Source organism: Fibrobacter succinogenes (assembly GCF_902779965.1).
Classification (GTDB): domain Bacteria; phylum Fibrobacterota; class Fibrobacteria; order Fibrobacterales; family Fibrobacteraceae; genus Fibrobacter; species Fibrobacter succinogenes_F.
The window spans coordinates 33878-56219 of sequence record NZ_CACZDK010000005.1 but is presented as its reverse complement, the minus strand read 5'-3'; the positions used below and the strand labels follow the sequence as shown (position 1 = coordinate 56219).

Here is a 22342-nt window from a genome sequence, read left to right as displayed (position 1 = left end):
GGAAAAGTTCCGTTTTTTCAAAAAAAAAAGCCCTCGGAATCAAGATCCGAGGGTAAAATTAGCAGATTTCAAAATTACTTTTTTATGCCAAAATCTTCAATTGGAATGTTGGGGTGGCGGAATCCCCAGAGGAAGTCCTGTGTGCGCTTGGTGATTCTCTTGCCGTTCACGATGAGGCGGATTTCAAGGCGGGCTATGTACACGCCTGTGCCGACGAGGCGGCCCTTTTTCGAGCGCATGTTCCAGGCGAGATAGAGGTGGTCTTCGTTTCCGAGGCAGTTCTTGGCGCCATCCGTCTTGAAAATATCGTCGTTACAGGCGATTTGACCATTGTCGCTGTTGACGAAATGTCCGAGGCTAGAGTAATAAATCGTCTTGTAGCTGAATTCGGTTTTGTCGGCCATGGATTCGGCGATGGTCTTGATGTCTTCGGGTGTACCGTGCGTGTAGTTGTGCAGGTTGTCCTTGTTCAGTAGCCCGTTGTCATAGGCGTTGAGAATGACATCGTTTACACCGAACCGTTCCTTTGCATCCTTGTACGAAATTTCCTTGCGATCCAGCATGGAAATGATCGTTTCAAGTGTAATGGTGGTTGCCGGGCTTCCAATCTTCACGGCTTCCTTGTCTTCGAAGACTGTGCTTGTTTTTACAACTTTTGCAATTTCGCTGATTTCGTTTTCGACAAGTTCGGATAAGTTCATGTCGCCGAGGTAATGACCTTGGGTGCCGTAAATTTCGCCGACCTGATTTGCCGTAAGCGGTTTATCGCTATGTACGAGGATGGGGACAGTTGCGGAATCGCTGCTGACGATTTTACGAGTTTTGTCGAAGTTCGGCGAGTTCTTGTCCATGGTGACGACGGCCGGGCTTGTTACGGTAATGCGTTGTTCGCCGGTGATGCGTACCCACGGGTTCTTGTCGTGAGCCGGGATGCCGACGAGATCGACTGCGAGTCCGCCTTCGGAAGGCGGCTTGATACGTATGGAGTCGCCCACGATAGGAATGATATCGGAGTTGCTCTTTTTCGAGAAGATGAGCTTCCAGCGGTTTGCCGGTGAAGTAACGATGTAATCAGCTTCTTGAACGATAGTTGAAAGCGAGCCGCTGCCGTAACTGCGGTAGTTGAACAAGTTTGAACTTGCGGTGGCTGCGGTAACGCCTTCGCTGAATGTAAGGCTCAGCATCGTCTTTCCATCGTCAGTGTACGAAATCTCGGCAGCCATGATGATGGGGCCGATGGCGTCACTGAGAACGCCGTCGACGGAAAAGTGCGAAATGGTGTGGTCTTCGGGGTTTGTGTAGGTGTAAAGCGCAGTGATTTTTCCGGCGTAAGGTTCTTGTGCGCCGCCCGTGGATATGGCTGTGCCAAATCCATCGCCTTCGGCGGTGAGCGAAAGCTCGCGGGCGCCTTCGGCATAGCTTACGTTTGTAATTTCGTAATGCGTAAGCCCGAACGTAAACGAGATGGCGTTGAGAACACTATTGCCGCCAAGCGGCTTGTTAAAGCTAATCCAGACGCTGTCGCCGCGACCGTCACCGTTTCTGTCATAGATGAATGCGGTTTCGATTTGCGGAACAGGCGGTTCTGCGATGTTGATGTTTGTCCAGTTGACGCTCTTGTTTTTGGCAACAGTTGAAGAAATAGTAATCGTTCCGTTGTCAACAGCTCCTGTCGCCTTCACGTAGAAAGTGTTCTTTCCTTCGATGAGTACAAACTCGCTATTCGGGAGCGGAGAGCCCAGGGAATCGCATGGGATGAGTTTCGGATTGTTTGTCGAAACTTGAACGGTCATGCCGCTGTAGCTGCGGGCCCAGTCTTCAACATAAGAAACGTTGATGGGGTAAATGCGGCCTGCCCAAAGCTTTTCGTTCTTGTTCATGTTGATGGGGAGCGAGTCGCTACTGATGTCGCGATTTGCTTCGCTTCCGAGCGGCTTCCAGTACTTGTCGAGGCAGAGCGTATCTCGCTTTACGATGTCTGCTATAAAGCAGTAGCTGGAATCAATGATATTTGCAAAGGCGATGTTCGGAAGTTCCGTTGGTGGAACCGTGAAGTAAACATCCTTGTATTCCTTGGGATTGTTCTTGAGGGCAACGCGAACGTAGTAAGTTCCCGGCGGAAGCGTTTGCATGCGGGCGATAGTCGTCGTGTTGATGGTGAGCATCGTGTAATCGTTTGTAATTGTGATGCCGCCGTAGTATGCGGTGTCGAGCTTACCTAAGGCAACACCCGTCATCGGGAGACTCTTTCCGAACAACGTAAAGTTGGATGGGCCGCGTTCTGTGCGCTTTTGTTCCGAGTTCGAGGAGAAATCGCAAGCAAGTGTCTTTTCACGGATGGTCTGCCATACTTCTTTCTTGATAATCGTTGTATCCGTAGAGAGATTCGTGAGGAGCATGCTGGATTCCACCTTCAGGTCGATGGACGTGCGCATCATGAAGTTCGATTGTGTGCGCTTGCGTTCGGCGTAGAAAATGTGGAACGGATAAGTTTCACCCGGAGTAAGTCCAAGGTCGTCGAGGTTTACGGATCTCTTGACTTTCTTGTGTAGACCGCCAATATCGACAACGAGTTTGTTGTTAATGAACACCCACACATCGTCGTCACCGTTGAATTCAAAGTACTGCCCTTTGACATAGACAAATTCCGCCTGGATCTTCATGGTGAAGCCGTAATTGTGGTAACCAGGAGCGTCTTTTCCACCGCTGAGGGAATCGTAGTGCGGGTTTTCAACAGTTTGTGCGCTATCGAGCCAGCGGAAGTCGTCGAGCAAGAAGAGTCCATGTTCTGGGCTTTCGTCATCTTTTTGCCCGAGCCAGAAACCGTCGTTCGTAAGCGTAAGTTCGAGGTCGCGGCAGGTGACGTTTGTATATTGCTTGCCGTCCTTTTCGGCAACGACTTCGGGGAGGAACCAGTTGTTGAGGTGCGATGCGTTTTTGCAATTGTCGGGGAAGTTCTTGGCCATCACGGGAACACCGTTTGCACCGAGCTGTTTTTCGACCATGCCCGTCATCGGTTCACCTTTGCAGCCGTCTTGCCCAAAGTCTTCGCTAGTTCCAGTGCCAAACATCGGGACTCCACGAATGTCAAATCCTGTGCGTCCGGCGCCACCTTCTCCGTAGCTGAGGCCGTTCTTGGAGCCGTCGGAATTCATGGAACCGTCGTACCAGTCGAACATCATCACGGGAAGGATCTTCGGGAGGCATTCGCCAAGAACGCCCGGATAATCGACATGAATTTCGGGGGTGCCATACTGGTAAGCGACAATCCAGATTGTATCGCTAACGGCGAGTGCGGAATCGAGCAATATAGGGGCAAGTGCGGAATCACCTTCGACGGTGCCTTCGGCTCCGACAAATGTTGTACCGATAGTCTGCTTAAAGTAAACCCATGCGCTGTCGGCTGGCTTTGTAACCATGCTTTCGAACCAACCGCAATACGGGGAACCTACCGGGCTCATGTAGTTTTCCATGCCATTCAAGAACATGATGGCGTTGGTGTTCGTCCACGGGGTGAGGAAGCGGATATGTTTCTTAGGCTTGACCGCGACCGTTGGTTTAGTGTCTGAAATCGTCAGAGTCTTGTCGTCGTTGATGACAATCCAGACTTCTTCCTTGTCGTAAATGTACTTGCCGTCTTGAATGGAATTTTCCCTGTATTTAGGGAATAGCGTTCCGAGCAACGGCTTGTTGTCGGGACTCAGGTCCGTATGGCATGTATTGCCGCTACAGCCCACCCCGAATTGCAGGTGACGGACATCCTTTTTGCCATTGGCCAGGCGCTCGTCGGTGAATTCGATGGTGTATGTCCCATCGTCGCCTTTTTCAAGCGATTTGTACACGAAATTGCTTTCGTTGTCGGCATAGAATAAGACATTGCCGTCGTAAATGATGTGCGCAATTGCAACCGTCTGTGCAAAAGCACAGGCACCGAATAACGCCAAACACACCAAAACCTTGGATATTAGCCCACTGATCCTCATCCGTGACTCCTAAGATATTAGTTCCCCCTCCTTGCCCACAGTGTTTCCCATACACTTTTCGCAAAAATAACAATAAAGGATGTTTGTCAAGAGGGCTTTAGTGTAAAATGGGTTGTTTTTCGTGTAGTAAAATTGAAAGTTTGTATATAGGGCTATAATAAGCAATTTTTTTCATTAAAAGAGGTGCTAGATTGGGGCTAAAATCCTACTTTTACACTTGTAAATTCAAAATGGAGATAAAAATGAATCGTGTTTACCTAGTTGCCACGGCAGCTTCCAAGATGGAAGCCAAAGTCCAGGAAATCGTTGACGCTGTTACCAAGGCTGGTCTCATTGCCTCTGTCTACAAGCCGCTCGATGTTATCAGCGCTGCAGATAGCGTAGAAGAAATCAAGGCTGGTAAGTCCGCCGTGCTCATGGAAAAGATCTGCGCCAATTTCCTCGCTCAAGATTTTGATGCAGTCGATGCAGTTGTCGTAGAAGGTGCAACAGGCATGAACGATGTCATTGCTCACAAGTATAACGACGATCTCGCTTCTGCTCTCGATGCAAAGATTTTTGCCGATGGCGAAGATGCTGAACTCTTCTGCCCCAAGCGCTTGCTCCGCTGCGAAAAGTGCCTCGCCGGTGACCTCGCCGCTCCGGCTGCCGAACGCCGCGTAAGCCAGGCCATGTTCCGCGCAAGCCTCCTCTCTAAAGCATCCAAGTGCGTGAAGCGCATCGTGCTTCCGGAAGGTTCCGAACCGCGTACCGTGCAGGCCGCTTGCCTCGCCGTCGAACGCAACATCGCTGTGCCGGTGCTCATTGGCAAGAAGGCTGACATCGAAGCTACAGCAAGGTCTGTAGGTGTGAAGCTCCCGGCCAACATTGAAATCATCGAACCGAGTGCAGAACTTGCCGAAAAGTACGTGCCGACTCTCGTGGAACTCCGCAAGGCCAAGGGCATGACTCCGGAATCTGCACGTGCTGCTCTTTCTGACAACGTAATGCTTGCGACGATGATGCTCAAGTTCGGCGAAGTGGACGGCCTCGTTTCTGGCGCCATCCACTCCACGGCTGATACGCTCCGCCCGGCTCTCCAGATTATCCGTACCGCTCCGGGCGTAAAGTCCGTAAGCTCTGTGTTCTTCATGTGCATGAAGGACAAGACATACATCTATGGCGACTGCGCTATCAACCTGAACCCGCTTGCTGAAGAACTTGCCGATATCGCTCTCCAGTGCGATGACACCGCAAAGGCTTTCGGCCTCCCGAGCCGCGTGGCCATGCTTTCTTACAGCACCATCAATTCGGGCAAGGGCCCGGATGCAGACCTCGTCGTGGCTGCAACTGCCGCAGCAAAGGCTGCCCGCCCCGAAATGCTCATCGATGGCCCGCTCCAGTACGATGCTGCTACCGTTCCGAGTGTTGGCGCCCTCAAGGCCCCGAACAGCCCGGTCGCTGGCAAGGCTACCGTGTTCGTGTTCCCGGACCTCTCTGCCGGTAATATCGGTTATAAGGCTGTGCAGCGCTCCGCTCATGGCACAATCGCTATCGGCCCGATGCTTCAGGGCCTCGCCAAGCCGGTGAACGACTTGTCCCGCGGCGCCCTCGTCGAAGACATCGTCTATACGATTGCTTTGACGGCAGTTCAGGCTCAAAAATAAGACCGTTCGGCTCTATTGCAAAATAGAACCTCCGTCTTCGCCTCACTCTCGCAACCATGCCTCGTTGATACGAGGCTCTTGTAGCTCACAAAAGTAAGGATCTGCGAACTGCGCGAAACTCTCGCGCTTGTCATGCCCGCTTTAAGCGGGCATCCCTTTCTCGTAAAAGCCAAAAATGTCATTCCGGCCTTGCGCCGGAATCTCCAATAAAAAAAACGGACTTTTAAAGTCCGTTTTTTTTTGCTTCGCGATTCTCGCTTGTGTGATATTCTTGCAAAATTGTGTATCTAAAGCAAAAAAAACGGATTGTAATCCGTCTTTTTATTTTTTCTTAAGTTTTTGTCTGATTTGTTTGCAAAATGTTAATTTTGTTTGTATAAGTAACGTTTGTACAAATACACTAATTTGTTTTAAAATTAATATTGTATATTTGAATAAAGTTTTTTTGGAAGTATGGAATTGTTTGAAAAAAAAACAAAAATAAGGGAAATGTATGAAAAAAAAACAGTTTTATGCTCGCAATTCTTTTGGCGAGCCAGGCATTTGCTGTTTCTGTAGACTTTTACGATGAACAGCACAACAACTCGTCCATAACTGGGATTAAACTCAGAATCAACAATGATTCCGGTTCTCCTATCAGGGATGCAAAACTTCGATACTATTTTCACAAGCCATCTTCGGCGTATGCTGTTGATGAACATTATTTGGCCGGTGCTTCAATATCAGTAAATGATGTAAATGAAGACCTTGCTTATTTTGAATTGGGAATGCCTTCTATTTCTGTAGGATATTATCCCAATATGGATGGATTCAGCATTTCTTTGCATAACGAAAATTGGTCGAGTTGGGATAAGTCGAAAGATTATAGTTATCAGGCTTTTTCTTCATTTAAAAAGAATACGAAAGTAGTGCTGCTTTCTGGCGATGATGTTGTTTTTGGGACTGTTCCTGATGTTCAAATTGCGCCGGAGCCGAAGACTGTTAAAATCTCGGGTCTCAAGTTTTCAGAAAATTCTTGGCTTGAATTAAAAAACGATGGTAAATCTACCGTAGTCTTGTCGAATTTTCAGTTAGTTGATGCGAATAATTCCGCATTCTCGATAAATGGTTCTCTTGAATCTGGCGAAGTTCTCCGTATTTGCCAAAATCAAACGGCATGTGGAAATGCTGGTAAATCGCAAATTTTGTCAAACTTTAATTGGGGCGGCTATGGCGAAGCTTTCTTGAAACAAAATAATTCTGTTGTTTCGTATGTTGCGTGGGGTGAACCTGGCGCACATGCTGCTGATGCGGTTAATGCCGGAGTATGGAACGATTTGCGGGCGTTTTTTCCTGCAGAAAAGCAAGTTCAAAGCTATAATGCTGATTACTCCAAAGATGTATTTTTCCGTCTTAAACCGAACAAGTCTGGTGTAAAAACGGATGATTGGTTTAGCTTTACCAGTAACGACAATCCTGATGAATTTGTTTCTGTACCTTTGCCGATTAAGACTTCTGCGAATAAGCCTGTTATTAAGCAGATTCCAGGGGATAATAAGGTTCTTTTCAGCTGGCTTCCAGTGCAAGGAGTTGATTCGTACAGGGTTGTTGTACGTGATCGAAATAATAATGATATTTATAATTTGAGTACGCCTAACACGTCTTTATCTTTGGAACTGACTGAAGGGCTTTATTCATGGACTGTGGTTGGAGAAGATGAATTTTGGACTAGTCGCATGTATAATGGGGCTTTGGAGATGAACGTGGAAAATATTGATATTCAAAAAGCCAATATCAATACTAGTATTTTTAAACAGCTTAAAATACATCAAATTAAGGGCCGTCGTGACACGAGAATGTTGGACCTTAACTATTTGACTGTAACGCCCGGTTATTCTTGGGATAGGCCCAATATGGATGCCGCTGCAATAGAATGGCATGAGAATACTAGATGCTGGGCGATTGCCACGGAAGTGATGAATCACTTTTATGGAGGCAATTTGACTCAGGATGAAATCGTTTACTATGGGCTCTATAAAATAGAAGATCCTCTATTGTCCCCGTTCCGCCCGGAGGGTGGATTCATAAGAATTGATACGCTAACAAAAGAGGATCTTCTCGATCCTGCAACTGGTGAACCTATGGGAAATGTTGTAGAAGCGTTGAAATGGGCGTTGAAAGTGAATAGGCTGAATTATGGAAAGGGAGCGCCTTCTTATGCGACTGTCAAAAATGCGATTGACAATAACAAGCTCATTTACTTGCATGTTCCTGGACATGCGACGCTTGCTGGACATGCGATGCTTATCTATGGCTATGTGGGCGATGCTAGCAATTATGCGTTCTATTTTGCTTTTGTTGATAACCAAGGAAATCTTGGAACATCTTTAAATTATGGTGAGCGAATTAAAGGCTATTTTATTCCAGATGTTACCTATGGCAATGTTGAAATGTCAAATCCTCTTGTTCATACGGATTCTGATGGTGACGGTATTACGGATTTTGAAGAAAATACAAGATTTTGTGTAGACTTGACACATGAAAGCATTTGTTTGAATAAGAATCTTGTAGATTCCGATAATGACGGTATTGAAGATAAACGAGAAATCTTTGATTATACGGTGACGGCTGATGGTGCTTGTTCCAATTGCTATGTAGAACATATATACGATGCTTATGAATTCGCTCATGATTTGTACGAAATTCGTGCAACCTATGATAAAAATCAGAATGACATTCCGGCGGAACTTGACCCGGATGATGATGGCGACGGTATCGAAGATGGCCTCAAGGGTGGCAGAGTTGTTGTTAACATGGACGTTCCGGAAAACTATACAATTTTTGGACGTGAATACGTGCGAATTAACGACGGCGTGAAATGCTACAATACACATATGGTGAGCGATTCTTATTGCAATGTAGCGGCTTCCGATGAAAATAAATTTTCATATGATATTTCGTATGAGCCAATCAATATAGGAGCTCGCGCTCATGTGGGGAATGTAGATGTTAGATATGATAAAGGTGCTTTTGTAGATGGTGTCGGTGAACCTCGTTATCCTGGGAAGCATTCGTATCCGTTTTTACGTGGTTCTTCTGTTGTCCATGAAGATGTTAACTTGTATGCAGTAAAGAAAGCGCCTTCGGAATTTTCGAAATTTATAAGGGAAAACAATGACGTTGAAGAAGCTTTGGCTATGTATTTGCAATCGCAAAATCCTTTAGATTACCTTACCAAACAAGATGGGGCTTCCATAGAAGGAAATGTAACTCTGCAATATGTAAATGATTGGAAAAATGAATATACCTACGCATATTCGGTTCCCATGCCTTCTATTGCCAAGTCTCAAACTAAAGTGGTACATGGAGGTGAATCGTATCGTTTGAAGGACGGGGATACATTCTACTCGCTTCGCGTGGAATCTGGAGCCACACTGGTTATTGAGCCGGGTGAAATGTTTGTGGATAGCATGCTTCAGATTGAGCCTAATTCGACAGTGCGTTTTGCCGAACCGGGTAAAGGCACTGTTCTCCATACAAACGGAAAAATTATTTGGAGAACATACAATAGTGAACCTGCAAGTAATACTCAATATTGGGTGAATGTAGCCAGAGGGTTTAAGCTGGCGCACCATTCATCGCAGAAAGTCTGCATCGAAGGCCTTTGGGCAGGGACCGTCTATGCTCCGAAGGCAAAAGTTGTCATGGGCCAGGTGTATAAGGCGATTTATGGTCGCATTCTCGGTCGAGATGTTGACATCCATCAGTATTCTCGCGTGTACCGTGTTGATTTCAATCCGACGGACGCAACGCAGGTCGCTTACGCATTCTAACAAAAGGAGATTGAGAAACAAGGCGTAAATGATACTTTTGTATCATTTACGATATTTCTGATTTTGCTGTTTTTTTATTAAAAACACCTAAATTTGAAATATTTTTGTATTTTGTATCATTGTGTATTGACGTTGGCTTTCTTTTAATATATATTAACTTACATGAGACCGATTGTTGAATATAATGATTACCGGGTCTATATGGCCGACTTTTACGAAGAACGCAAGAGAACATCGGCGTTTACTTGGCGAGAGTTTGCAAGGATTGCTGGTTTCACATCTCCTTCGTATTTGAAACTTGTGTGTGATGGCAAGAGTTCCCTGAGTCGTGTGGCGATGAATCGTGTGGCGGTCGCCATGGGTCTTGTTGGGTATGAAATTGATTATTTCGAAGCGATGGTGAATTTTGTCAATGCACAAAAAGATGATGTGAAAAAGGAGTACCTTGACAAAATGGCGGCTATTTCAGCTGCAAACAAAGTGCGCTTGATTGACGAGAACGCTTTTGAGTATTATGAAAGTTGGAGAAATCCAGTAGTGCGTGAACTTGCCCCGATGATGCCGGGAGCTATGCCAGGAGAAATCGCCAAAAAATGTTGCCAGACAGTTTCGGCGCAAGAGGTTCGCAAGTCTCTCAATTTTCTTGAAAATGCAGGTTTCCTTAAGCAGACTCGTGAAAATGTTTATGAGCAAACGGATAAGGCTGTTGCTGGTTCCAAAGAAGCCCTGCCGTTTGCAATCCGCATGATGCACCGTGAAATGGGGCGCCTTGGAATAGAATCTATTGATCAGTTCAATGCCGAAGATCGTCATGTCGCTGGCGTTACATTGGGCGTGAATCGCGAAGGTTACGAAGAAATCGTGAAAGAGCTGGAAGCATGCCGCAAGAAAATTATTTCGATAGCGGCGAGTTGCGGAAAGCTTGATCAGGTTTACAGGCTAAATTTACAGTTTTTCCCGCTATCGAAAAAGGTCAAGGGAAAATTGGAGGAGTAAAAAATGAATATGAAATTATATATGGTATATGTGGCATCGCTTGTGGTGCTCGCATGCTCAGGGGCGGATGTCTCGGGATCGTCTGATGACCCGAGTGTATTAACGGCAGAAAAAAGTTCTTCGTCGAGCAGTGTCGATTCGGAACTTTCGAGTTCGTCTAAAGATCATCTAGTCCTCTGTAAAGTTAGCGGAGATTGGGGGGATGTTGGATGTTTACATGGTCAAATGTTTGGTGATGGTGATTTGTTATCAATAGGAGATCCTGTTGTAAAAACGAATGTTTATGCCTCGGATTTCGACAAATTTGGAGAACATGCGGGAGAAATCTTTTTTGAAACGGATTCTATAGAAGGGAGCGTAACGCGGGTATTCTTGCACCCAGACAGTTCTTCCAAATATAATGGTTTTCTTTCCGGTGATTATCAGTTTGATCCAGATAGCATGACTGAAAATTCTTACTTCAATATTGGTTTTTACGTAGCGGGATTTGACTCCGACGGAACAGCGCTTTCAGCAGACGTTTCAAATTGGAAAGGAATCTGCATGATGTACAGAGGTTCAATTGATCCGGTAATACAGCTTGATTTAGGCGATTCCCTTAATCAAATAATGGGTTATGCTTTGCCGTCGGTAACGGTAATTACGCAAAAGGAGGAAAAATCTAATCTTTTTCCTTTTGAATCTCGACCTCGTCGAACAAATGAAGTTTTGTGCTACGACTGGAATCAATTCAAGCAGCCGGATATAGAAGGGGCTCATGAAATCATTTCTGGAGAAGAGGCTGCAAAACATGTTGAAAAGGTCATATTCCATTTCCAGGCACAACCTGGTTCCGATAATGGATCTTTCAGTTTTTTAGCCATCGGTACAGGCAGGGATCAAGAAAATCAATCAGCGCCTCCAGAAGTTGACCCTTGCAAAGGCAAAGGCGGTAAAACTTGTGTTGTCCCTGGACATGGAGATTTATGGTCAGTCGGAGACTATCAGGTGAATACAAAAGCACATTCATATCGCCCTTCCAAATTTGGGAATAATGCTGGAACATTTTTCTTTGAAGATAATTCTGAAAAGGGTGCAAAAATAGAGTATGAATGGCATTCGACATACGAAACAGTTTATGGAAATATAAGTAATCTCCCTGATTATTATCCTATTGATAGTCTGTCTATTGCTGTAGTGTTTGGAAAAGGCTACGTGGATAATTCCTTATTTTCTGATGTCGGTTTTTATGTAGCTGGCTTTGATACAAACGGCGAAATGCTTTCTGCCGACATTCAGAATTGGAATGGAATTTGCGTTGTTGCTAATTATGAATATGCTGGTGGTGATGTCTCGCTTTCAATGCAACTGGATCTTGGAGATTCTATTAATTCCAAAATAGGTGGTGCTTTGCCAGAGGTTGTTCTTGAAAGCAGTGAATCTACACAGTGTTTTGAATGGAACCAATTCAAGCAGCCTGATACTGATAAAAAGCATGAAGTTATTTCTGGTGAAGAAGCTGCCAAACATGTTGCTAAAGTAAAATTCCATATTCAGACATATTCGGGTAACTCTATTGTATTATTGAATATATTAGCCATCGGTTCTAACCGAAATGAGTAAAAGTTTAACGGGATTCTTTCCCTTAAGGGGCCGGACGACGAATTGGAAAAAAGACGGTTTGTTGTCCGTCTTTTTTGTTATTGCGTGTAATAATTTTTGTTTAGTTGATTTTGATGAATTTTTAGGATTTTAGCAGAGCCTTGGCTTCTTGAATTTTTTCCTCGGGAATGCCGATTTTGCGCATCGCGTCGAATGCGTTGTTCTGTCCTTCGGTGAGACCTTCTGCATGCCCCTCTGTGCGTCCTTCAGCGCGTCCTTCAGCGCGTCCCTCGGCATGTCCTTCGGCATGTCCTTTCTTAAATCCGTCTCTACGTCCTTCTTTTTCAGCGGCACGGCGGGCATCGCCTGCGCTTACAAAGCCCATTCTCTGTCCGATACTTTTCCATGCCATTTGAAGTTCCTCCACAGCAAATTCATCAATATACTCACCTAAATATAATATGATTTTTTCGATAAGAGTAGTCTGCTCGTCGCTCGGCATTTTTTGAAGCATTTTTTCCACAATCGGAATTACAGCCTTAAACCCTTCTGGGTTAAAGGCGTATTTCATCGCAATTGCCCCGATGGCTGCAGAGGGTGTGTCCGATTCGAGACAGACTGATTCATCTATGTTCGCGAGATTTACAAGAACGCATTCGAAAGGTAGTTCATTTCCTTGAAACTTGGCACGAGCTTTTTTACGGAATTCTGCCAATGGATCCCACTCTGTAGGGCCGTTGTAGATGATAACCGCTTTTGTGGGAATCCAACTGAAAATTTCGTCATCATGATCCATGATGACCCTAAGGGCGTAGCGACCCACTTGATTTAACACGTTCTTTTTTCTTTTAGATTTGTGTTCCATGAGAATGCCAACGTTGATTTCCCCACCGTTCAAAATGTGAGCCTTGAATGCGATATCGGCTTCACCGCGTTCGCCCACTTCGTTGTACGACCCCGGCAAGCGCACAAGCGTGTCTAAATCGACATCGGAAAGAATTCGATCAAGATCATGGCTGTTTTTGCGGCAGATGTTCAACAGAGTTTTAGCGTTTTTTGGAACGCCGTACACGTAATGGAAGAATCCATCATGGTTGCGAAATAGAATTTGTCCTTGATTCATTTAGCCTCCTGGTAAAAAGAAAACATCCGAAAATTTTCGGATGCCTGAGGCCTTTTCAAGGGTCATGCGGTAATGTACCAATAATTGAATATGCTGGCAAGTGTATGTTTGTAACTTGTTTGTAAATTTTAAAATTAAATAAAATATTCAAGCCAAAATAAAGAGCAGAAACTCTCACCTTATTTCTTCTTTTGATTTGCTTTTCTCAGCGCTTCAATTGCTTTTCGGATGTTTTCGCCATCCTCAAGATGCTTTGGCGAAAGCTTGTCTCTATGCTTGTAGTCGATTTTCTTCCACAGTTCTTTCAAGTGCCAGCGTGCGCGCTTGTCTTCGAGAATGTAGCCGGGGCGAACGCCTGCATCTAGGCCCTGTACAATCAGTTCCACGGCATCATCGTAACGGCTTTGATCGTAGCGCAGGTCGGCAAGGAAGTAATAGTTGTAAATATCCTTGCGGTTCTTTTCAAGTGCCATCGTCAAGTATTTGTCAGCAAGCTTTTCGTCTGGCCACGAGAGGATTAGCGGCACATAGGGCAATACGAAATGCGCGCGCCCGAGAATCTGCCAGTCTTCGGCTGCGGTTGCGACATCGCGAACTTTACCTGCGATACCTTCCTTGAGCGAAGAAAACACGTTCCGCTCGGAACCCCACATCGAAAGCGTCGAGGCGTAAACGTGTGCGATTTCCTTGTTCTTCGGGAACTTTTCGTAGGCGCTTTTGCTGGCGTCCATCAATGTGTCCAAATGGAGCTGGCGCTTCTTTTCGTCGAACTGCACGAATCTAAAGCAAAAGTACAGCGTCTTGACGTAGCCTTCCGTCGCTTGTTCCAGAACAGTGGAATCTTCCATCGCCTTGCGGTAATTTTCCTTCATGATTCTCGCGTTCTTTGCATCGGCCTTGTCGCCGTTAGCGCGCAACGCTCTTGCCGCATAGCAGGAATCCGCTATGTGCAGGTAATCGTTTGCTCCCGCAAAACTAAACGCGAGCAACAATACGAGAAAAATGTGGGGCGTAATCTTCATGATTACGCTAGACTTTCCAGTTCTGGAGCAATTTGTTCACCATGGCAATGCGATTTTTTTCTTCGTCTGTGCCGTGGAATGTTTTGAACAAAAGATTGCGGTACTCCATCAATGCAGTGCGGATTATGACTTTTTCTTCTTTTTTTAACATAGTATATAAAATAAATTAATGGTTACTTGCTGCGTTTGCCCTTGCCGGAGAAATAGTCCTGTTGGCGAGTGATACCGAGAACGGCGTGCCACAGGGTTCCGTTGGGGTTGATTTTCTTGCGTTCGCTGACGGCGTATTCGATAGGCACGTGCGAGAAAACGTTGTTCATGCTGCCAACGACCATGTCCGTCTTGCCTGCCATGCCTGCATGTACGGCACTTTCGGCGAGTTGGAAGCAGAAAATGGCATCTGTGCCTTTGGCGGGGATGCTACGCACCGTGTAGCTCGGGTCGAAGTACTTGATGTTGATTTCCTTGCCGACGCTGTCGAAATGTTCCTTGATTTTTTTGGTCAGGAATTCACCGATATCGTTCTTCAGAATGTTGCCGCTAGCATCGCGGCGTTCTTCCTGGTTCTTGAAAAGTTCCTGTCCGGCGCCTTCGGCGACGGCAATCACGGCATGCGTCTTGCCACTGGCGTATCGGCTTTCAAGAGCCTTAAAAAGCCCATCGAGCGTAAAGGGGACTTCGGGGACGAGGCAGATGTTCACAACTGTTGTCGCAAGCGATGCGTATGCGGCAATAAAGCCGGAATCGCGGCCCATGAGCTTTACGAGGCCAAGACCGTTGAATGCTCCGTTAGCTTCGATATGCGCGCTTGTAATCACGTCTGTAGCGCTAAGCACGGCGGTTTCAAAACCGAACGTTCTGTCAATCAGGTTCAAGTCGTTGTCGATCGTCTTCGGGATGCCGATAATCGAGATGGGCTGCTTACGCTTCTTGACTTCTTCGGCAATGGCGTGTGCGCCGCGGAGCGTACCGTCACCGCCGATGCAGAACAATACGTTGATGTTCAAGCGCATGAGCGTATCGACCATGACTGCCGGGTCCTGCATGCCGCGGGAGCTACCGAGAATCGTACCGCCGTCTTCCTGGATGGCGTCGACCACATCCGGGTCAAGCACGATGGGGGAGTAGCCGTAATTCGGGTTCAGGCCGCGGTAGCCGTACGGGATACCGAAGATGTTCCTTACGCCGTAGTCGAACCAGAGCACCTGTACAAGGCCCTTGATCACGTTATTGAGGCCTGGGCAGAGGCCTCCGCAAGTTACGATACCTGCGCGCGTCCAGGCGGGGTCGTGGAAAATTGTCTGTCGAGGGCCGGCCACTTCGAGTGAAGGTACCGGGATGCCCTTCGCTAAGTAATCAGAGATGAGATTGACGTCAGTGGTAAGGCTGACTTTATCGTTTTCAGAAACGAAAGGAACGCCGTTCATCGGGGACTTAAGCGTGCCCTTGCCAACGGTTTCAATGGAAAGATCATAATCCAACGGATTCTTGATGATATCGTCCTGAGTCATACCGTGCCTCTTTGAATTTTATGGTTCCCGTTTAAAAAAAGAGAAACCATAAAAAATATAGTAAACGATAAAAAAGATCCTCGCTTTCGCGAGGATGACAATCTCTAACAACTAACAACTAACCACTATTTACTATCCACTTCCTACTTGCTACCGTCTACTGTCTACTGCTAAATCGACAGACTTGGGAAATGAATTTTCGTGCGCAAACCGGGGTTCGCGTTTTCCAATTCTATGTTCATATTACATAATGTGCACAATTTTTTGACCATCGAAAGTCCGATGCCTGTGCCACTTGTCTGCCTTGTCATTTCGTTTTCGACTCGGTAGAATTCCTGGAAGACTTTTTTCATTTCGTTCGGCGGAATGCCCGGACCGTAGTCGCGTACGGCGAGGTACATGTCGGTGCCCTTGATTCGCAGTTCCACGTTGATCATCTTGTAATCGGCGTTCTTGGAGAACTTGAGCGAGTTATCGACGAGGTTCATCAGAATCTGCATGATGGCGTCGCGGTCAATCATGAGGCTGATGTTGTCGGCATCGGTATCCGAAGAAACGGTAAGTTCAAAGCCCTGCTTTTCCACATTCTTGCTGTAAGTTGAGATGAAATCGTCCAGAACTTTTTTGGGCTTGTCCATGCGGAGTTGCACGTTCCAGCGGTTTCCATCGAGCTTCGAGAGGTTCAGCACATTTTGGATAAGTCTAGAAAGACGGTCTGCTTCGCTGGCGATTTGTCCGTAATACTTCTGTTTCTTTTCTTCGCTTGCAACCCAAGAATTCTGCAACAGTTCCGCATACATCTTGATAGCGGTGAGTGGAGTCTTGAGTTCGTGCGTAATGGCTGAAACAAAATCCTGGCGCTTTGCGGCAAGCTTCACGCGGCTTTGCGTCACATGGTAAATTGAAATCAAACCGATGGCAAGCACGGCTAGCATCAAGAATCCGATGAACAAGACAAATTCACCGCCTGGGGCGCGCTGCGTAGTGTACATCTTGAATTTAATATCCGAGAGAGGCGCCTGCAACGATTCCGAGAGGAGTTCTGTGGTGATGTTATTGCGTTCGCCAAAGGCTACAAACGCTTTATTCTTGTGGAAGAATGCGAGTACGAGCGGGTCTTGCTGATTGCCTTTAGTTACGCCCTTGTATTTTTCGATTTCGTTTTTAACAAGGTTTGTGAGGTAGGCGCGCGCTTCTACAATAAAGCCCTGGATGAATACATCGGGGCCGCGTCTGACCGTGCGGTGGAAAATGATGTAGTTCGAATCGACGATGGCTTGGAAAAAGTCGATTTCCGCTTCCATGGAGTGCGTCGATTCATTGTTGATCAAGCGGACGAGAAGGCCTGTCGTATCGAGCTTTGTGGATTCGACTCCAAATGCAAAATCTCCGGTTTCGGTAATGTGCTCTACGCGGGGCTTGTTCGTTTTCTTTTTCTTGCGCGTGCTTGCGATATCGAGATCTTGTTTGTAAATCTGGTCGATGAGCCTGCTATCGTTTTTCTGTGTCGAGTCGATTTTTTCGGCGCTGCTCGATGGCGTTATGTTAGTTGTAGCCGAAGAAATTGCAGGGAATCCAGATGTGTTGAGAATCTTGCTTATTTTGTTGCGAATGGCGACGCGCCTGTCCCTATCGACCATCGGGATTTTTTCAAGGACTCCATCGGGGAGTACAGGTGTACTCAAGTTGCCGGACGGGTCAATCTGGAAGTGCCCAATGAGACCTACGTAATGGCTGCGGAGCGGGAATTCCGCAAGCTCGGACATGGTGATTTCTTCACCACCGAATACGGGAACCGAGCGGATAAAGCGATAGTCGGCATAAGAGCGCCTGTCTTCAATCGCCAAGTCCGCTGTAATGTTCTTGTTCAAATTCTGTAGCACAGAGAACGCATGTTCCTTGTAACCAAAGAGCGACGACGTTTGCAACTGTGCGTAAGAATGGCTTAAAAGCATTATTACGGGAATCGCAATAATGACAAAAATCGCCACAAAAATGAGACGATCTTTAGAGGCAAGAATAAGGCTCCGAAGAGCCTTGTACTTGCTAGAGAGGTATGTTGAGATTTTTATACTGATTTCTCGCATTCTGGTGCCGAACGCATCTGATAACCTTCACCGCGGAAAGTGACGAGCAGCTTCGGATGAGCCGGATCGTCTTCAATCTTCTTGCGGAGTTTGGTGATGTGGATGTCAACCGTGCGAGTGTCGACGGATTCTGCGTTTTCGTAACCCCAGACCTTGCGGAGAAGTTCGGAACGCGGAATAGCGTGGTCGCGGTTGTTCCAGAGGTATTCAAGAATTTCAATTTCCTTGCGGGTAAATGCCAGTTCTTCTGTACCGCGAACGCCCGTATATTCACGGAAGTTCACGCGGAGGTTGCCGGCTACAAGCTTGCCTTCATTTTCCATCGTCTGGCGGCTACGGCGGAGCACTGCTTCGATACGTGCAAGGAGCATCGGCACGGAGAACGGCTTCGGGATGTAGTCGTCGGCGCCGAACTTGAGCCCGTTGATGATATCGTCATCGGAATTCTTTGCAGAAAGGATGATAATCGGGAGGCTCTTGTCCTTTTCGCGGATCTTGTCGCAAACGGTAAAGCCGTCCATGCCCGGAAGCATGAGGTCCAGGAGTACGAGTCCGTACTGTCCGGAAAGTGCTTCGGCAAGGCCGCTTTCGCCGTCAACAACGTGCTTGACGCGGTAACCGTTGAGCTCGCAGAGGTCTACGAGGCCTTCGGCAATGGCAATTTCATCTTCGATGATGAGGATGTTCGTGCTGCTTGTATTTTGAGTCATTCTTAGATACCTACTCTCTTCTAACCAACTTTTTTTAATCTACAAAATTAGAGGGCAAAACCGCCACCGAGTTCGAATGCAAAGTTACCGGCGTCGATATCGCTATCGTAGTCACCACCGAGATAGCACTTGACGTTTGCATAGGCTGCAATCGGGATGATCGGGAGCTTGAAGCGGACACCGGCGAGCAAGTGGATGCCGATGCTCTTGGTGAGGCTTTCGTCCCTGGCGTAGTCGACAACTTTTTCGGCAAGTTTCTTTTCGTCCATCGAGAAGTCTACGTTCTTAGCCTTGGCTTCTTCGTACATGTCGTCGATGATATTCTCAACAAAAGCCTTGTTCAAGACGAACGTGTTCCAGTGGAAGGTGAGGCCGCCACCGACATACGGACGGATCGGGAACAATGGAATGGAGAACGGCTTGGTGACGGAGAGGTCTGCGTTCATGGCGATGTACTTCGGAGTTGCTTTTGCAAACGGAGTGCCGCCGAGTTCAATTTCCAAAGGATGCTTTACCGGTTCACCATCGTCGTAAGTCCAGAGAGCGGCGTTATAGGAGGCGAATTGGATATTGAAGGTGGCTTCGAGATCAACGAACGGGAGAACGTCGACCCATGCTTTGAAACCGAAGCCCTGGATATAGGAGAAGTTGCCATGGCTAAAGCCAAGCTTGCCTTCCAAGTTCACGTTTTCGGTCTTGAAGTCAGCGCGGTCTGCTGATCTGAGCTTGGTACCAACATTCGGGGTGTAGTGAGCGCCAATGCCTGCAATAGCAAAGGACTGGGTGGCAAGCATAGCTGCCGCTGCGAAAATGAGTTTGAAATTCATTGATTATTGCTCCTAGGATTTGTTTTTGCTCTTGAAACTAAATAATTATTAGGAAAAATGGTTTTTACAATTTAGAAAATGGTGCATTTTCGCCTGTTTATTCCATTTTTACTTGATTGCCGGCACGAAGATGAACTTCTTTTCACCTTTTTTCACTTCTACATTGCCAAAATTAAAAACGTTGACTGTATTTCCGTCACTTCCTTCGGCGGCAACGGTGACTTCGTGCGATCCTGGCTCAACAGGAATGCGGGTCATCTGGAAGGAGTTCGGCAAGAAGAGTGCTATGCGGAGGTCTGCCTTTTCGAGCTGGTCTTGAGCAATATCTGTACCGATGCTTGTGAAGAGGTTAAACAAGGCGTTATCCGACTTCATGGCTTTTTTTGCAGCCTGGGACGCGATTGTGCGGAGGACGACGCGGATGGCGGTGCGTGTCATGGTGTTCGCAAAGTCGTCCTTGAGGTTCATTTCAAGTTCCTTGTCGAGCGCCATTACTTTTTCGGGGCGGATTCCAGACTTGCCATCGACTGACACGTTAAAGTGGTTGACCATGCTTCTGAACGAGTGGGCTTCGGGGATTGCAAAAGTGATGTGGAATGTTTCGCCATTGCTTGCGCCTGCGACAGGCGGAGCACCTACGTTAGTGCTTACCATTTGGCCGGTCTTTCCGTCTTTATAAGTGAGGTTCAAAAGACCGCCGTTGACATACGTTCCCGACATGCGCAGTTCGTTCAAAATCGGGCCGTGTCCAGCGTAACCGATAACAATAATTTCTTGTCCGAGATCATAATAGGCTTGGGCCTTGGATGTTTCTGTCGCCATGTCGAGTCCGAGCGTTTTGATATCATCTTCGCGGTCCGAGCGTTTTAAGCTTTCGATGATGAATTGGCGCGCTTCTTTCGGGAGGTTCAGGATGTTTTCGTTGTAAGCCTTGACCGTCTTGTAGTAAGCGATTGCCGCTTCGTCGGGCTCTCCGGCCATTTCGTAGACGATGGCGGTAAGGTAGCGCAAAAAGCCGTTGTCGTTTGTCTTGTGGTTATCTTTTTGGTAAAGTTCAGTCATCGCCTTTTGGGCGCGGTTCACTTCGACCATGGCTCCATCGATATTCTTTTGTGCAAGGTAGTTCATGATTTGCATTTCATGGAGCACGAGCACTTCGAAGGGGCGGGCTCTGTATGGGCGGATGTTGTCGTTAGTGACGATGGCGGCTGCTTCGTTTGTCACAGAATGTGTGTAAAGGTCGTCATAAATCTTTTCAGCCTTGTCGAAGTTGGCGGCACTTTCCTGGTAGTTCCCGCTATAGTGGTAGAGTACACCCAGGTCAAAGTAATAGAGGAACTCCGTCTTTTCACCGTAGAGGTCTTCTTGCTGTTTCTTGATTTCATTGATTGTTGCTTCGTAACCCTTGTGCTCAAAAACGGGGGCTAAAGCCTCGTAGCGAGTGAGGGACTTGTTTGCGCAAGCCGAAAACAATAAAGCGGCAGAAAAGAGTAGAATAAATCGTTTCATATGATTAAATGTATATAAAAAATGCTCGCGGGTGCGAGCGTTTACAGTTATTAGAACTTAGAGCTTAGATCTTAGATGTTAGTGCTTAGAATATTGCTTTTTCAGTAAGCTTTTGCAACTAAGTTCTAAGAGCGTAGCGGTCTAAGTTCTGCCAACTATTCAAACTAGAACTTCACGCTGCTCTTGGACATGTACTTCTTGATTTTCTTGTCGCCAATCCAAACCTTGCGGTGGCTCTGGATGTCGGTGAGTTCCATGTCGATCTGGTAGAAGACGACCTGTTCGCCGCCTTCCTGGTCGATGACGGAGTTTATGGTGCCGGTGAGCATGAGGTCTGCGCCGATTTCCATGCCTGCGTCCTTCATCGTTTCTTCAGTAACGTTGCCCTGCTGGTCTGCAAGCTCATCGCGGAGGTCGCCACGTTCGTTGGCGTTTGCAACGAATTCGGCCTTGCCGGAATTGATGAGGGCGCGTTCAATATCCTTGATGAACGTTTCAACGCGGATATGTTCGTGGCTCTTGTTGCGAACTTTGCCAATCACGATAGTCGGCACGGAACCCTTCTGGGCGGAGAACTGGCTGTACCACGGACGACCGAGGCAGTCGTTGATCATTTCTTCGGCGACGAGGCGGGAGTCGGTATCGTTCCAACTGCCGGAGAGGTCGGTAACAGAGTTTGCGTCGAGGCGGGTGACTTTTTTACCACCGTCACTAGCGCAACCAGAGAGGAAAGCGAGGCCTGCGCAGAGGGCAAAAATCCAAATTTTAGACATTTTTTTCTCCTAGATTGGAAATGTTTTGTTATAAACATACAAAAAAAACATAAAAAAAACTCTCCAAACGGAGAGTTCTTTGAAAAAAATCAATTTTTCGTTCGAAAAACGCGGATTAACGTTTCTTCTTCTTCTTGGAACCGCTGGTAGCGTCAAGATGAACTTCTGCCGTTTCTTCGCCCTTGACGGTCACGAGTGCTTCTGCGCTCTTGCGGTTGCTGCACTGTGCGCGAACCATGTGGTCACCTGCGTCAAGGTTGTGAACAACGAGTTCTGCACCATCTGTCTTGTCAGCCTGTTCGCCATCGACGAAGATGAGGCAGCGCGGCGGATTGGTCGTGATCTTAATGTGGCCCTTCGGAATCTTGGTGCTGAAGTCGAAGTTGTTGCGACTATCCTTGCCCGGCCAGACGTTCACGCGCTTGTTGACGAGTTCAAAGCCCTGGTCGATAACAACGAGAGTCTGGCGGCCAGACTTGACTTCTTTATCCTTGATCGGGCTCTTGCCGAGAGGTTCACCACCAAGGAACACATCGCTATTAGGCGGTTCGGTAATGATATTAATGGTTGCGGCCTTGCCACGCGGAGGTGGATCTTCTTCGTCAGCGACAACGGTCGTGAAGAGGAAAGCCATCATCAAGGCAAAAATATACAGCTTTTTCATTGCAGGTACTCCTGTTTTGCTTGTAAATGGTTTATTAGACATTAAGAATTTAATTCTTTTTTACATGGATAAATGTTAAAGTGCCGTAAAAAGTACGT

The 22342-nt window shown here is 46.9% G+C and carries 15 protein-coding genes; 4 read left to right on the top strand and 11 right to left on the bottom strand.

Annotated features, from left to right (window positions below):
- Positions 1 to 74: 74 nt before the first annotated feature.
- Entirely contained in the window at positions 75 to 3983 is a 3909-nt protein-coding gene (locus HUF13_RS03885) for a fibro-slime domain-containing protein (RefSeq protein WP_173473904.1), read from the bottom strand.
- A gap of 242 nt (positions 3984 to 4225) precedes the next feature.
- Between HUF13_RS03885 and pta the strand changes: the two genes are divergently transcribed.
- The 4 genes from pta (at position 4226) to HUF13_RS03865 (ending at position 12039) form a co-directional block, all read left to right on the top strand.
- Positions 4226 to 5629, top strand: a complete 1404-nt coding sequence (gene pta / locus HUF13_RS03880) for a phosphate acetyltransferase (RefSeq protein ID WP_173473903.1) — start codon at positions 4226 to 4228, stop codon at positions 5627 to 5629.
- A gap of 512 nt (positions 5630 to 6141) precedes the next feature.
- Entirely contained in the window at positions 6142 to 9441 is a 3300-nt protein-coding gene (locus HUF13_RS03875) for a hypothetical protein (protein WP_173473902.1), read from the top strand.
- A 162-nt stretch (positions 9442 to 9603) separates the two neighbouring features.
- The gene (locus tag HUF13_RS03870) at positions 9604 to 10437 is read left to right on the top strand and encodes a TIGR02147 family protein (RefSeq protein WP_173473901.1); all 834 of its coding nucleotides are present in this window, start codon (positions 9604 to 9606) and stop codon (positions 10435 to 10437) included.
- Positions 10438 to 10440: 3 nt separating this feature from the next.
- Positions 10441 to 12039 (top strand): hypothetical protein, encoded by a 1599-nt coding sequence (locus HUF13_RS03865; protein ID WP_173473900.1) that lies wholly within the window; start codon positions 10441 to 10443, stop codon positions 12037 to 12039.
- Between the two features lie 121 nt (positions 12040 to 12160).
- On the opposite strand, the gene HUF13_RS03860 is transcribed toward HUF13_RS03865, so the two are convergent.
- From HUF13_RS03860 to HUF13_RS03815, 10 genes are all read right to left on the bottom strand, one after another.
- Complete coding sequence (locus tag HUF13_RS03860) at positions 12161 to 13141, bottom strand: Rpn family recombination-promoting nuclease/putative transposase (RefSeq protein WP_173473899.1); 981 nt, start codon at positions 13139 to 13141, stop codon at positions 12161 to 12163.
- Positions 13142 to 13320: 179 nt separating this feature from the next.
- The gene (locus HUF13_RS03855) at positions 13321 to 14163 is read right to left on the bottom strand and encodes a hypothetical protein (protein ID WP_173473898.1); all 843 of its coding nucleotides are present in this window, start codon (positions 14161 to 14163) and stop codon (positions 13321 to 13323) included.
- Between the two features lie 7 nt (positions 14164 to 14170).
- Positions 14171 to 14314, bottom strand: coding sequence for a hypothetical protein (locus HUF13_RS03850; RefSeq protein ID WP_173473897.1), 144 nt, complete (start codon positions 14312 to 14314; stop codon positions 14171 to 14173).
- Positions 14315 to 14336: 22 nt separating this feature from the next.
- Positions 14337 to 15674 (bottom strand): ATP-dependent 6-phosphofructokinase, encoded by a 1338-nt coding sequence (locus HUF13_RS03845; RefSeq protein WP_173388868.1) that lies wholly within the window; start codon positions 15672 to 15674, stop codon positions 14337 to 14339.
- Positions 15675 to 15844: 170 nt separating this feature from the next.
- Complete coding sequence (locus HUF13_RS03840; protein WP_173473896.1) at positions 15845 to 17761, bottom strand: cell wall metabolism sensor histidine kinase WalK; 1917 nt, start codon at positions 17759 to 17761, stop codon at positions 15845 to 15847.
- Positions 17743 to 18471, bottom strand: a complete 729-nt coding sequence (locus tag HUF13_RS03835) for a response regulator transcription factor (protein WP_014546027.1) — start codon at positions 18469 to 18471, stop codon at positions 17743 to 17745. The genes HUF13_RS03840 and HUF13_RS03835 overlap by 19 nt, the downstream gene beginning before the upstream one ends.
- 47 nt (positions 18472 to 18518) lie before the next feature.
- On the bottom strand, positions 18519 to 19298 hold the full coding sequence (locus tag HUF13_RS03830) for a hypothetical protein (RefSeq protein WP_173473895.1): 780 nt from the start codon (positions 19296 to 19298) through the stop codon (positions 18519 to 18521).
- A gap of 108 nt (positions 19299 to 19406) precedes the next feature.
- Positions 19407 to 20807, bottom strand: a complete 1401-nt coding sequence (locus HUF13_RS03825) for a hypothetical protein (protein ID WP_173473894.1) — start codon at positions 20805 to 20807, stop codon at positions 19407 to 19409.
- Positions 20808 to 20971: 164 nt separating this feature from the next.
- On the bottom strand, positions 20972 to 21580 hold the full coding sequence (locus HUF13_RS03820) for a penicillin-binding protein activator LpoB (protein ID WP_173473893.1): 609 nt from the start codon (positions 21578 to 21580) through the stop codon (positions 20972 to 20974).
- Between the two features lie 115 nt (positions 21581 to 21695).
- Positions 21696 to 22244, bottom strand: a complete 549-nt coding sequence (locus HUF13_RS03815; RefSeq protein ID WP_173473892.1) for a PEGA domain-containing protein — start codon at positions 22242 to 22244, stop codon at positions 21696 to 21698.
- Positions 22245 to 22342 lie beyond the last annotated feature (98 nt).

What these genes read in the sequence shown, in the direction of transcription:
- pta (WP_173473903.1), top strand. Translation starts at nt 4,226, where the DNA reads ATGAATCGTGTTTACCTAGTTGCCACGGCAGCTTCCAAGATGGAAGCC.
- HUF13_RS03820 (WP_173473893.1), bottom strand. Translation starts at nt 21,580, where the DNA reads ATGTCTAAAATTTGGATTTTTGCCCTCTGCGCAGGCCTCGCTTTCCTC.
- HUF13_RS03835 (WP_014546027.1), bottom strand. Translation starts at nt 18,471, where the DNA reads ATGACTCAAAATACAAGCAGCACGAACATCCTCATCATCGAAGATGAA.
- HUF13_RS03825 (WP_173473894.1), bottom strand. Translation starts at nt 20,807, where the DNA reads ATGAAACGATTTATTCTACTCTTTTCTGCCGCTTTATTGTTTTCGGCT.
- HUF13_RS03870 (WP_173473901.1), top strand. Translation starts at nt 9,604, where the DNA reads ATGAGACCGATTGTTGAATATAATGATTACCGGGTCTATATGGCCGAC.
- HUF13_RS03845 (WP_173388868.1), bottom strand. Translation starts at nt 15,674, where the DNA reads ATGACTCAGGACGATATCATCAAGAATCCGTTGGATTATGATCTTTCC.
- HUF13_RS03875 (WP_173473902.1), top strand. Translation starts at nt 6,142, where the DNA reads ATGCTCGCAATTCTTTTGGCGAGCCAGGCATTTGCTGTTTCTGTAGAC.
- HUF13_RS03855 (WP_173473898.1), bottom strand. Translation starts at nt 14,163, where the DNA reads ATGAAGATTACGCCCCACATTTTTCTCGTATTGTTGCTCGCGTTTAGT.
- HUF13_RS03815 (WP_173473892.1), bottom strand. Translation starts at nt 22,244, where the DNA reads ATGAAAAAGCTGTATATTTTTGCCTTGATGATGGCTTTCCTCTTCACG.
- HUF13_RS03850 (WP_173473897.1), bottom strand. Translation starts at nt 14,314, where the DNA reads ATGTTAAAAAAAGAAGAAAAAGTCATAATCCGCACTGCATTGATGGAG.
- HUF13_RS03840 (WP_173473896.1), bottom strand. Translation starts at nt 17,761, where the DNA reads ATGCGAGAAATCAGTATAAAAATCTCAACATACCTCTCTAGCAAGTAC.
- HUF13_RS03865 (WP_173473900.1), top strand. Translation starts at nt 10,441, where the DNA reads ATGAATATGAAATTATATATGGTATATGTGGCATCGCTTGTGGTGCTC.
- HUF13_RS03830 (WP_173473895.1), bottom strand. Translation starts at nt 19,298, where the DNA reads ATGAATTTCAAACTCATTTTCGCAGCGGCAGCTATGCTTGCCACCCAG.
- HUF13_RS03860 (WP_173473899.1), bottom strand. Translation starts at nt 13,141, where the DNA reads ATGAATCAAGGACAAATTCTATTTCGCAACCATGATGGATTCTTCCAT.
- HUF13_RS03885 (WP_173473904.1), bottom strand. Translation starts at nt 3,983, where the DNA reads ATGAGGATCAGTGGGCTAATATCCAAGGTTTTGGTGTGTTTGGCGTTA.